Below are 12,001 nucleotides of genomic sequence, written 5' to 3'. Positions count from 1 at the left end.
GTACCGGTCGCTCGCCGTCGGTCGGTCGCCGTACAGTTCGCTCCATGGCGGTGCACGAGTTCACCTTGAGCGGTGACGCGGACGACGCGAAGCAGGTGACGAGCGACGCGTTCGTCGAGCGCGGCTTCGCAGTGTCATGGGACGACGAGTGGACGTTCGTCGCGACGCGTGGCTCGCGGATCAAGAACATCCTGTTCGGTGGCTTCTCGCCGTATGTACGCGTCGACGTCGCGTTGCGTTCGTGGGACGACGACACCACGGTCGTGCGTTTCGACCGTCGCACCGGCGGCTGGGCGGGTGGCATCGCCGGCATGAAGAAGACCCGCGATGCGTCGTCGGACGTGCGTGAGCATCTCGCCGACACCTTCGAACGAGCGGGCGTGCTCGTCGATCGACGAGACGGCGGTCGTTGACGCGCGCACCGTCTCGCGGCAGCACCCGAAAAAGGCGAGAGCTCCGGCGGCGCTGCCAGACCGAAGTCGGCGCGCCTTCCGGAGCCCTCTTGGGACGTATCCACCATCGGTCGTTCGCTGGGCGTTAGCCTGCTGCTCGACCTGTTCACATCGCCCGTCTCGCTGCCCCGAAAGGCGGCGCGGCGGGCGATGTCCGTTTGTCAACACCATTCACGCTGACCCGGTTGCCCGTGCCGTCGATCTCGGCGCCGACCGAAACGTCGTTCCTGGCGACCAGTTGGGGTGGTCACCGCTCACTTCGCTCCGTGCCACGTGCGCTGCCAGCTCCGGTTGCCCATCGCCGCCAGCAGGTCTCCGTCGACGCCGGTTCCCCGTCGCCCCGGTCTGACCCGACGCCGCCGCAGTTACCTGCGTCGATCGTCGCCTCGCCCGCACCGATCCGGTTGCCCGATTCGGGTGGCCGAGGTGGCCGGTGTACTCGTCCCTGTCCCGATGCCGCTGTGACTTGCGCCATGCGCTCTTCGGAACAAACATCAGTCAAGTCGATGCAAAACCCCAGGTCAAGAGGTATTCACAAAGTCACAGACTTACCCACAGAACTTTTCCGTTATCCACGGAGTTCACCTCGTCATCCACCACGCGTCCACTGATTTTCACTCGATGTTCACCACGACCACACAGGTTTTCGCACATCTTGCACGCGTGCAATTCGCTCCAGCGGGTGATGCGACGCGTGATGTGACCGGCGACCCGACGCGGCCGGCACGCGTCTGGCGCCGGTGATGACTGCGTCGTGGCGGTCGTCACCCGGCAGACTTGTGGGATGCGACGCGTCGAGATCTTCGATACCACACTCCGAGACGGGCTCCAGGTGGAGGGCGTCACTGCGACGGTCGACGACAAGCTCCGCATCGCGGAGCAACTCGACCTGCTCGGCGTGCACTACATCGAAGGCGGGTGGCCAGGAGCGAACCCGAAAGACGTCGAGTTCTTCGAACGCGCGCAGCGCGAACTGACGTTGAACACCTCGACGCTCGTCGCGTTCGGCTCGACGCGTCGCCCGCGCGGCAAGGTCGACGACGACGCGACGTTGCGTAACCTCATCGAGGCGAACACGGCGGCGGTCTGCATCGTTGCGAAGAGCGCCGAGTATCACGTCGTCGAGGCGTTGCAGACGACGCTCGACGAAGGGGCCGCGATGATTGCCGACTCGGTTCGGTTCCTGCGCAACGAGGGCCGCCTGGTGTTGGTCGACCTCGAGCACTTCTTCGACGGCTACCGGCAGAATCCCGAGTTCTCGCTTCGTGCGATCGAGGCAGCCGTCGTCAACGGCGCCAGCCACCTGGTGCTGTGCGACACCAACGGCGGCACGCTGCCTCACGAGGTCGCCGCGATCGTGCGAGACGTCTCGGCGCACGTGGGTGGTGACGCCACGATCGGTATTCACTGCCACGACGACACCGGATGTGCGGTCGCCAACTCGATCGCCGCGGTCGAAGCCGGCGCCCGCCACGTCCAGGGCACGCTCAACGGGCTCGGTGAGCGGACCGGCAACACGAACCTCACCACCGTCATCCCCAATCTGCAGTTGAAGATGGACTACGAGTGCCTGCCCGAGGGGCGACTCGAACTGCTGACGTCGGTGAGCCATCACGTCGCCGAGACCCTGAACCGTGCCGTCAACCCGCAGGCGCCCTACGTCGGCTCGTCGGCGTTCGCACACAAGGCCGGGCTGCACGTGTCGGCGATCGCTCGCGCGAAAGATGCCTACGAGCACATCGCTCCCGAGGCGGTCGGCAACGGCACCCGCTTCGTCGTGTCGGAGATGGCCGGTCGCGCGACGATCCAGATGAAGGCCGACGAGATCGGCATCGACATCGACGGCCAGCAGATCAATGCCGTGATCGACGACCTCAAGCGCCTCGAGCACGAGGGCTACCAGTTCGAGGCCGCCGACGCCTCCCTCGAGTTGCTGATGCGTCGCACGGCCGGTTCGGTGCCGGAGTTCTTCCGCGTCGAGTCGATGCGCGTGATCACCGACGAACTGCCCGGCGATGTCGTGCCCGGCAAGTTCAGCACCGAGGCGACCGTCAAGGTGTGGGTGGGGCCCAACGGTCCCGACGGGGCCGACGCTCAGCGTCACGTCTGGACGGCCGAGGGCAACGGCCCGGTCAACGCCATCGACACAGCGCTGCGCAAGGCGATCCAGCGATCGCTGCCCCACGTCGCCAACATCCATCTCACCGACTACAAGGTCCGCATTCTCGATGGGGGAAGCGCAACGGGGGCAACGACGCGAGTGCTGTTGTCGGCCACCGATGGCACGCGTGACTGGACCACGATCGGCGTGAGCCCGAACATCATCGAAGCCTCGTGGCGCGCCCTCGAAGACAGCCTCGTGTTCGGACTCCTTCACGAGACGAGTTGACTTCTCGAACGGCCGACTCACGTTCCGTGTCTGTCTGGTGACCAAAGGTGGGTTTCTTTCCTGCTGACATCGAACTGGTGAACACGAACTGACAAACTGGCCGAATGGGAGAGATGGATGGAGACTCACTTGATGGCCGTACGCTGCGCCGAACCAGAAATCGAACGGCCGTGCTCGACGCGGTACTCGAATTGTTCGAAGGCGGCTCGATCGAACCGTCGGTCGACGAGGTGGCGGCTCGAGCCGGCGTCTCGAATCGGTCGATCTATCGGTATTTCGAGGATCGAGACGGACTCGTTCGAGCGGCGGTCGCCCACGCACTGAACCGCTACGGGCCCGAGATGTTGCTCGAGCAGTCGGGCGTCGGATCGTTCGAAGAACGCGTCGACCACTTCGTCGATCATCGTTTGCACGTCTACTCGGCGATGGCACCGATCACGCGAGCCGCGAAGGTGGCTGCGTTCAACGAGCCGACGATCGCGCACCAGTTCGAGATCGGCCGGCTCAACATGCGTCAGCAGTTCCTCGACCATTTCGCCGCCGAGTTGTCACCGCTCGCGCCGGGCATGCAGACCCGGGTCGTCACCGCAGCGGAACTGCCGTTCCAGTTCGAGTCGTTCGAGTTCTTGCGACGATCGACCAACGGCATGTTCGACGAAATGCGCACGATTCTCGTCGACCTGCTCACGATGTGCCTGGGGCGCTTCCGGGCGTCGGTGGCCTGACGCGTTCCGACCCAGCCGACAACGCCAGCAACACCGGCACCGCCGAAACCGACGGAGTGGCCTCGGACGCGCTTGACTAGGGCCATGGCAGCTCCCAAGTTCAGCCCGACGGCCCCGACCGCTGTCGCGCGCGCGTACACGTCCCCCGACCACGTGCCGTCCGCCTGGATGCCCGATCGTCCAGCGGACATCGAGGGATTCCAGCCCGTCGGTGATCGACTCGGTTCGCAAGGGCCCGATCAAGGGTTCGCCATCAAGATCGCCAACTCGCTGCGCTCGAAGCTGCACCTGCAGCCCGGCGAACATCCCGACGACGTCATGCGCGGTTGCCTGGGCGTCGGCCTGCGCCGAGCCTCGCTGTTCTCTCGGGCGCCCGTCGTGCACGATCTCACGATCGCCTACACGGTGTGGGGGTTCATGGATACCGCACCGGCGGCCGATCTGGTGGCGATGCGTTCGGCCATGTTCGAAGGCCTCCGCCACGTCGGCCATCACTACGTCGAAGCGCGACAGGTCGTCGACGCGGTGCGCGAGTCGACGCTGCGGATGACGCCAGCCCAGGTGCAGGACGCGTACGCGTCCGACTGGCGCTCGCTGCTCGACGTGTGAACCGAACCCTCGAGGTCGGCGACATCGATCTGCGCTCGACGCTGCAGATGATCGGGATCTACGGGGCCGATCCGACTTTTCGCTCGGCGGGTCGCGAGTTCGCGAAAGCGGTGCTGACGCCCGACGGCCCCGGGACGATGCGGTTGCGCTGGGACGACCGCGGCCGTGTCGAAGCCGAGGCGTGGGGAAGCGGGGCGTCGTGGCTGCTCGACCGGGCCCCGCACTGGGTCGGTTTGCACGACGATCTCGCCGGATTCGACCCGTCGTTGCACCCGCGTGTGGCGGAATGGTGGCGGCGCCATCGCGGCGTGCGTCTCGCAGCGTGCGGGGTCATCTGGCAAGAACTCGTGCTCGTGCTGCTCGGCCAACGGGTGACGACGCAGGAAGCGTCGAAGAGCTGGAATCGCATGTGCCGTACGTGGGGCGCGCAGGCGCCAGGACCGTGCGAACTGCTGGTGCCGCCGACCCCGACCGCCATCGCCACGCTGTCATATACCGATCTGCACCGGATCAACGTCGAGCGGCGTCGCGCCGAGGCGATCCTGCTGGCGGCCAAACGTGCGAATCGTCTGGAGGAGGCAGCGACGATGCCCGCCGACCAGGCGATCGAACGCTTGTCGGCGCTGCCCGGCCTCGGCATCTGGACGGCGACCGCAACCGTCATCGCATCGCACGGCGATCCCGACACGATCGTGCTGCGTGACTACGGGATGCCGACGCTCGTCAACTACGCGTTCACCGGCGACGCCACGCGTCTCGATCCTGATGACGGTGGTGATGCCAGGATGTGCGCGCATCTCGAACCCTGGCGCGGTCATCGACAACGCATCATCCGGCTGCTCTACGCGGCGGGTGTCCATGTGCCCCGCCGTGGCCCGCGAGCGTTCAACCCCGACATCCGACGTCTCTGAACGCGCGTCCGAGACGACCGAACCTGACGCAGGCGCCGACGCCGTGCCTCTTGATCCAATAGCCTCGGCGACGATGAGTGACTACCTGCCGCCAGTCGAGGACATCCGATTCGTGATGAACGAGGTCGCCGACCTGGGCGATCTCCTCGCGACCGAGCGCTTCGCACACGTCGACCCCGCCACGCTCGCCGAGGTCGTTGCCGAGGTCGGGCGTTTCATGGCCGAGGTGGTGGCGCCGACGAACGTCGACGGTGACCGGATCGGCGCTCGCCGCCAGGACGACGGATCCGTCGTCGTTCCGGAGAGCTTCCAGCGAGCATTTCACGGCTGGGTCGAGTCCGGTTTCGGCGCGATGCCCTTCGAGAGCGAGTTCGGCGGTGCCGACTTCCCGTGGATCTCGGCGATCGCGGTCCAGGAACTGTTCACCTCGTCGAACATGGCACTCTCGCTGTGTCCGCTGCTCACGCAGGGCGCCATCGACGCGATTCTCGCCCACGGCTCCGACGAACAGAAGGCCACGTATCTGCCCAAGATGCTCACGAGCCAGTGGACGGGCACGATGAATCTCACCGAGCCGCAGGCAGGGTCGGACGTCGGTGCGGTGACGACGAAGGCCGAGCCCAACGGCGACGGCTCGTACGCGATCACCGGCCAGAAGATCTACATCACGTTCGGCGAGCACGACCTCGCCGAGCAGATCGTGCACCTCGTGCTCGCGCGAACCCCCGGTTCGCCTCCCGGCACCAGGGGCATCTCGATGTTCCTCGTGCCGAAGTTCCTCCTCGACGGCCAGGGAGCCCTCGGCGAGCGCAACGGTATCGAGTGCGTGTCGATCGAACACAAGGTCGGCATTCACGGCTCGCCGACGTGCGTGATGCAGTTCGAAGGCGCCACCGGTTGGCTCGTCGGCGGCGAACACGAGGGCATGCGCAACATGTTCACGATGATGAACAACGCCCGGCTGTCGGTGGGGCTGCAGGGCCTGGCCGCCAGCGAGCGGGCGTACCAGCAGTCGCTGCAATACTCGCTCGACCGAGAGCAAGGCACCGCGATCGGCGCGCCGAAGGGCTCGTCGAGTCCGATCATCGAGCACCCCGACGTTCGCCGGATGCTCATGACGCAGCGAGCGTGGCTCGACGCGATGCGCTGCCTCGTCTACACCAATGCTGCCGCGCTCGACCGGGCCACCGCAGCCACCGACCCCGACGATGTGACCGCCTGGCGGGAACTGGCCGACCTGCTGATCCCGCTGTCGAAGGGGCTGTGCACCGACGTCGGCAACGAGATGACGTCACTGGCGCTCCAGATCCACGGCGGCATGGGCTACGTCGAGGAGACCGGCGTGGCACAGCACTACCGAGACATTCGGATCGCCGCGATCTACGAAGGCACCAACGGCATCCAAGCCGCCGACCTCGTCGGTCGGAAGCTGGCGATGCGTCACGGTGCGGTGATCACCGAGTTGCTCGACGAGTTCGCGCAGCGAGCGGCGACGTTGTCGAGCATCGAGGGGCTGGCTGGCTTCGGGGCGCATCTCCAGGATGCGCTCGGCGTCGCACGGACAGCGACCGAGCACCTGCTGTCGATCGCTCGCACCGATCCCCGATCGCTACTCGGCGCATCGACCCCATATCTACGGTTGCTGGGTACGACGGTGTGCGGAGGCCTGCTCGCCAAGTCGGCGATCGCTGCGACGGAGGCAACCGGCTACGACGCCGGGTTTCTCGCCGCACGACTCGAGAGCGCCAAGTTCTTCGGCGAGCAGATCCTGCCGACCGTGGCCGGACTCCTGCCTGCTGCCACGGCCACGGCTGATGGTTTGTACGCGCTGTCGCCGGCGCAATTGCGCTGAGCCCCGATGTCCGCCACCTTCGATCCGACGCAGCATCCTCACCGACGGCGCAATCCGCTCACCGGCGACTGGGTTGTCGTGTCGCCGCAGCGCACGAAACGCCCGTGGCAAGGTCAGCTCGACGACGCGGCTGCCGACCAGACGCCGCGCCATGACCCGGAGTGCTACCTGTGCCCGGGCAACGAGCGCGCTGGCGGCGTCCGCAATCCCGACTACGAGTCGACGTTCGTCTTCCAGAACGACTTTTCCGCGCTGCTCCCCGGCGTGCCCGCGCCGATCGGCGATCCGGCAGACGACCTGTTCGAGATCGATGCGGCGGACGGCGAATGCCGGGTGATCTGCTTCTCGCCGCGTCACGACCTCACCCTCTCGAAGATGTCGCTCGACGAGATCGCCGTCGTGATCGAGCTCTGGCGCGACCAGCTGGCCGACCTGTCGGCGACCTACGAGTGGGTGCAGCTGTTCGAGACGCGCGGCGCGATCTCCGGTGCGTCGAACCCCCACCCGCACGGCCAGATCTGGGCGTCGAAGTATCTGCCCGACGAAGCGATGCGTGAGGTCGAGTCGCAGCAGCGTTACCGGTCCCTGCACGGCTCGTCGATGCTGCTGGACTACGCCGAGCGTGAAGCTGTCGACGGCTCACGAACGATCGTGGCCAACGAGCACTGGATCGTCGTCGTGCCGTACTGGGCGTATTGGCCCTACGAGACGCTGGTGCTGCCGCGGACGCCGGCGAGGACGCTGCTCGATCTCGATGACGCATCGTCACAGGCGCTGGGGGAGGCGCTGCGGGTGATGCTCGGTGCCTTCGACCGGCTCTTCAACACGCCGTTCCCGTACTGCTCGGGTTGGCACAACGCTCCGACGTCGTCGACGACCGACTTCCAACTCCACGCGCACTACTACCCGCCGCTGCTGCGTTCGGCCGACGTCGCGAAGATCCCGGCGAGCTACGAGCTGCTTGCGAATCTGCAACGCGACCTCACGCCCGAGACCGCCGCCGCGAATCTCCGCGACGTGCTCTGACCCGGGACGTTCGTGCTGCGACCCGGGACGTTCGTGCTGCGACCCGGGACGTTCGTCCCTGGTCGCCGCGGCTCGTTCGACGTAGGTTCGGCGAATGGCCCCCGGATTTCGCGAGCCGCTCTCTGCGACCGATGCCTCGTTTCTCCGGATCGAGACCGAGCACGAGCCGCAGCACGTCGGATCGTTGTCGATCCTCGAGGGAGCGCCGCTTCGCGACGAGCGAGGTGCGCTCGACATCGATCGACTGCGCCGGCACGTCGGGAGCCGGCTGCATCGGGTACCGCGGCTACGCCAACGGATCATGGAGGTGCCGCTGTCGCAGGGGCGCCCGGTCTGGGTCGACGACGACCGCTTCGACCTCGACTATCACGTTCGGCTCACGGCGCTCCCACGGCCCGGCGACGACGAGCAGCTGTCGACGCTGATGTCTCGGCTCCAGTCGTTGCCGCTCGATCGCCGCCGCCCGCTGTGGGAGATGTGGCTGATCGACGGTCTCGAGGGCGACGAGGTCGGTCTGATCATCAAGACGCATCACGCGCTCGGCGACGGCATCGCCAACGTCGATCTGGCGATGGCACTGGTCGACGTCGAGCCACACCCTCCGGCAGCTGAGCGCGACCCCAGCGATCGGTCCGACGTCGTCTGGGAACCACGCCCTGCGCCGTCGAGCCGCGACCTGCTCGGCGATGCGATCGGTCGCCAGCTCACTCGACCGCTGCGGGTCGGTCGCGACGCGCTCGCGTCGGCCGTTCGGCCTCGCTCGCTCGTCGACGCGGCCTCCAATGTCGTGCGGACAGCGGCGAGCTTCTCGAAGCGGCCCCCGAGTGCCCCATGGAACGTCGCAGTCACGCCTCACCGGCGCTGGGTCCACGCCGACGTGCCCTTCGACCTGGCGGCAGCCATCCGCGAACGCGTCGACGTCACCTTGAACGACGTCGTGCTCGCGGCCTGCACGGGGGCGCTGCGGCGATTCCTGCTCGCCCGAGGCGACGACGTCGAACACCGCACCCTACGCGCGATGGTGCCGGTGTCGAAGCGAGGCGATGACGAACACGGTGACACGCTCGGCAACCGGATCTCGCTGATCATCGTCGATCTCCCGGTTGCCGAATCAGATCCGGCGGTTCGTCTCGAGCGCCTGCACGAGACCACGAGGGCGCTCAAGCGCGACGACGGACTCATGGATGGCGCGCAGCGAATCGTCGAACTGGCCGATGCCGTCCCGATCCTGGCGACGGCGCTGACCAGATTCGTGAGCCGATCCATCCCGATGAACCTCGTGATCACCAACGTGCCGGGCCCGCCGATTCCGCTGTATCTGCTCGGCGCGAAGATCCTGCGGACCTATCCCTACGTGGAAGTCATCGACGGCGAAGGGCTGACGATGGCCGTCGTGTCCTACGACGGGCAACTCTGCTTCGGTGTCACGTCGGACCGCGACGTGCTGGCGGACCTCGACGACCTCGCCCGAGCCGTCGAGGAAGAATTCGAGGCGCTCCTCGCTGCCGTCGACGATCGGGTCGACGATCCGACCAGTGTTCCGTTCAGCGCGGACTGACGCCGGTGGCGTCGAGCGCAGCGAGAAAGCGATCGTTGCCCGCTCGATCGCTGATCGTGATCCGCACGCCGACGTCGGGGAACGGCCTCGCGACGACGCCGTGGCGTTCGAGCGCCACGCCGAGGTCGCTCGCAACGTCGCCGACGGGAAGCCACACGAAGTTTCCCTGTGGGTCGGGTGTCGTCCAGCCGCGGGTTCGCAGCGCATCGCGCACCCGTGCTCGCTCTTCGATGACCATCGCGACACGGACACGCATCTCGTCGACTGCCGCCAGGCTCGCCAGCGCCGCACGCTGAGCGAGTTCGTTGATCGCGAAGGGGACGAGCGTGCGGTCGATCATCGCGATCGCGTCGCGGTGGCCGACCGCGTAGCCGACCCGCAACCCGGCGAGGCCGTGGGCCTTGCTGAACGTTCGGGTGATCACGAGGTTGGCGTGCTGCTGGAGCAGCGGTGTCGAGTCGGCGACGCGCGGGTCGTCGACGAACTCGTTGTACGCCTCGTCGAGCACGACGAGACACGTGTCGGGCACGGCCGCGAGGAAGGCGGCGATCTCGTCGGTGCCGACGACCGTACCGGTCGGGTTGTTCGGGTTGGTGACGAACGCGACTTTCGTCTGTGGTCCGATCGCGGCGGCGAGCGCCGGGAGGTCGAAGACCTCGTCGCGCAGCGGCACGCGGATCTGTTCGGCCTCGACGAGCATCGCGAACACCGGATACGCCTCGAACGACGGCCAGCACATCGCCACCTCTTCGCTCGTGTCGACGTACGCCAGGACGATCTGCTGCAGGATGCCTGCCGACCCGGCCCCGATCGCCACCTGGTCGAGGTCGACGCCGACGTGCGCGGCGAGCGCCTGGCGGAGCGCGGACGCTCCGTGGTCGGCGTAGAGGTGAAGGTGTTCGATGCCCGCCGCGATCGCACCGGCCACCGACGGCAACGGCCCGAACGGCAACTCGTTCGAGGCGAGTTTGATCGCGTCGACCACGCCGTGGTCGGCTTCGGCCGCGGCGGCGGAACGTCCGGGGCGGTACGCAGGCAGCGCGGCGATGGCGGGTCGAGGTCGTCCGGTCATGGGCGCAGTCTGCCAGCACGTACCCGCTGGCGCGGTGCTTGCCGGCTGGCTGTCTAGACGACGCTGCCGAGCCACGAACCGATCAGCCACGTGACCGCACAGGCTGCAACCGCCCAGGTGACCTGGCGGAGCGCCGTGCGGAACTTGGAGCGTTCGGTGAAGGTGGCGAGCACGATGCCGACGATCGTGGCGGCCAGGAGCCCCAGGAGCGCCGACGCGATCACCGCACCGTTGCCTTCGGTGAAGAACCAAGGGAACAACGGGATCATGGCGCCGATGGCGAACGCGAGGAACGAGCTGATCGCGGCGGCGACGGCGTTGCCGGTCTCGTCGGGGTTGACGCCGAGTTCTTCGCGAGCATGGACCTCGAGGGCGACCTCGGGGTCGAGCATGACCGCTTCGGCCATCTCACGAGCTCGCTCCTCCGAGAGACCTCGACTGCGGTAGATGGCGGCCAGCTCTCGCGTTTCGGCGGCGGGCTGGCGGGCCAGCGAGCGACGTTCGATCGCGAGTTCTCGTTCGACGAGTTCGGCCTGGGCCTTCATCGAGACGTACTCGCCGGCGGCCATCGATGCGGCGCCGGCGAGGAGCCCGGCGACACCGGCCACGAGGACGCTCGATCGGTCCGACGCGGCGGCGGCCACGCCGAGGATCAACGCCACGTTGGAGACGAGCCCATCGCTGACACCGAACACGGCGGCACGCGCCGTACCGCCCGTGACATCTCGGTGTCGGTGAACCATGTGTGAATGCCGGTGATCGTGATGATCGTGATCATCGTCCGGGTCGTGTTCGTGTTCGTGCTCGATGAGCTCGTCGGACATGAACCCCACGGTACCCAGCTTCGACGGGGTCCGGTGAGCCGAGTGAGTTCGGATCTCGCACCGACTTGGTTCTGGAAGCGAACTCACTCTAGGTTGTCGACGTGTCCGATCCCGATCCGTCGTTGCCCGCTGTCTCGGCGTGCTCGATCCAGGCCAGTCTCGACGTGCTCGGCGACCGCTGGACGATCTTGATCCTGCGCGACGCATTTCGCGGCGTGCGTCGCTTCGACGACTTCCGCAAGGACCTCGACATCGCCCGCCCGGTGCTGACCGATCGACTGAAACGGCTGGTCGAACACGGCGTGCTGATACGTCAGCTCTATTGCGAGCGACCGCCGCGGCACGAGTACCGCCTCACACCGAAGGGCATGGCGTTGTCGCCGACCCTGGTCGCGCTGATGCGGTGGGGCGACGACTGGCTGTCGTCGGACGGCCCTCCGACGGTGCTGACGCACGAGGCGTGCGGCCATCCCCTCGACCAGCAGTTCGTCTGCTGGCACTGCGACGAGACGTTCACCCCTCACCAGATCGCCAGCCGCCCCGGCCCTGGCGCCCCCACCACGTGAGCCCACCCTCAGCCCAC

The 12,001-nt window shown here is 67.0% G+C and carries 11 protein-coding genes; 9 read left to right on the top strand and 2 right to left on the bottom strand.

Features of this window, described 5'->3' with window-relative positions; genetic code table 11:
- Window positions 1-44: 44 nt before the first annotated feature.
- From ACE37B_RS16590 to ACE37B_RS16555, 8 genes are all read left to right on the top strand, one after another.
- On the top strand, window positions 45-413 hold the full coding sequence (locus ACE37B_RS16590) for a hypothetical protein (protein ID WP_409924445.1): 369 nt from the start codon (window positions 45-47) through the stop codon (window positions 411-413).
- 823 nt (window positions 414-1,236) lie between these two features.
- Window positions 1,237-2,841, top strand: a complete 1,605-nt coding sequence (gene cimA / locus ACE37B_RS16585) for a citramalate synthase (RefSeq protein ID WP_409924444.1) — start codon at window positions 1,237-1,239, stop codon at window positions 2,839-2,841.
- Window positions 2,842-3,011: 170 nt separating this feature from the next.
- On the top strand, window positions 3,012-3,566 hold the full coding sequence (locus ACE37B_RS16580) for a TetR/AcrR family transcriptional regulator (protein ID WP_409924443.1): 555 nt from the start codon (window positions 3,012-3,014) through the stop codon (window positions 3,564-3,566).
- A gap of 84 nt (window positions 3,567-3,650) precedes the next feature.
- Entirely contained in the window at window positions 3,651-4,175 is a 525-nt protein-coding gene (locus ACE37B_RS16575) for a hypothetical protein (protein ID WP_409924442.1), read from the top strand.
- Complete coding sequence (locus tag ACE37B_RS16570) at window positions 4,172-5,086, top strand: DNA-3-methyladenine glycosylase family protein (RefSeq protein ID WP_409924441.1); 915 nt, start codon at window positions 4,172-4,174, stop codon at window positions 5,084-5,086. Before ACE37B_RS16575 ends, ACE37B_RS16570 begins: the two co-directional genes overlap by 4 nt.
- Before the next feature lie 73 nt (window positions 5,087-5,159).
- Window positions 5,160-6,938, top strand: a complete 1,779-nt coding sequence (locus ACE37B_RS16565; RefSeq protein WP_409924440.1) for an acyl-CoA dehydrogenase — start codon at window positions 5,160-5,162, stop codon at window positions 6,936-6,938.
- Between the two features lie 6 nt (window positions 6,939-6,944).
- Entirely contained in the window at window positions 6,945-7,964 is a 1,020-nt protein-coding gene (locus tag ACE37B_RS16560; RefSeq protein WP_409924439.1) for a UDP-glucose--hexose-1-phosphate uridylyltransferase, read from the top strand.
- Between the two features lie 94 nt (window positions 7,965-8,058).
- Window positions 8,059-9,522, top strand: coding sequence for a WS/DGAT/MGAT family O-acyltransferase (locus tag ACE37B_RS16555; RefSeq protein ID WP_409924438.1), 1,464 nt, complete (start codon window positions 8,059-8,061; stop codon window positions 9,520-9,522).
- Here ACE37B_RS16555 and hisC read toward each other — a convergent pair.
- Both hisC and ACE37B_RS16545 read right to left on the bottom strand, forming a co-directional pair.
- Window positions 9,509-10,594 carry a histidinol-phosphate transaminase gene (gene hisC / locus ACE37B_RS16550; RefSeq protein ID WP_409924437.1) on the bottom strand — a complete coding sequence of 362 codons (1,086 nt, stop codon included), beginning with the start codon at window positions 10,592-10,594 and terminating at the stop codon, window positions 9,509-9,511. The genes ACE37B_RS16555 and hisC overlap by 14 nt on opposite strands.
- A gap of 53 nt (window positions 10,595-10,647) precedes the next feature.
- The gene (locus ACE37B_RS16545; RefSeq protein ID WP_409924436.1) at window positions 10,648-11,418 is read right to left on the bottom strand and encodes a VIT1/CCC1 transporter family protein; all 771 of its coding nucleotides are present in this window, start codon (window positions 11,416-11,418) and stop codon (window positions 10,648-10,650) included.
- A 101-nt stretch (window positions 11,419-11,519) separates the two neighbouring features.
- Here ACE37B_RS16545 and ACE37B_RS16540 point away from each other — a divergent pair, with 101 nt between their 5' ends.
- Entirely contained in the window at window positions 11,520-11,984 is a 465-nt protein-coding gene (locus ACE37B_RS16540) for a winged helix-turn-helix transcriptional regulator (protein WP_409924435.1), read from the top strand.
- Window positions 11,985-12,001: the final 17 nt, after the last annotated feature.

It is taken from the genome of Ilumatobacter sp. (genome assembly GCF_046290335.1).
Lineage (GTDB): Bacteria > Actinomycetota > Acidimicrobiia > Acidimicrobiales > Ilumatobacteraceae > Ilumatobacter_A.
The sequence above is the reverse complement of the archived record's forward strand: the minus strand, read 5'-3'. Positions and strand labels throughout refer to the sequence as shown.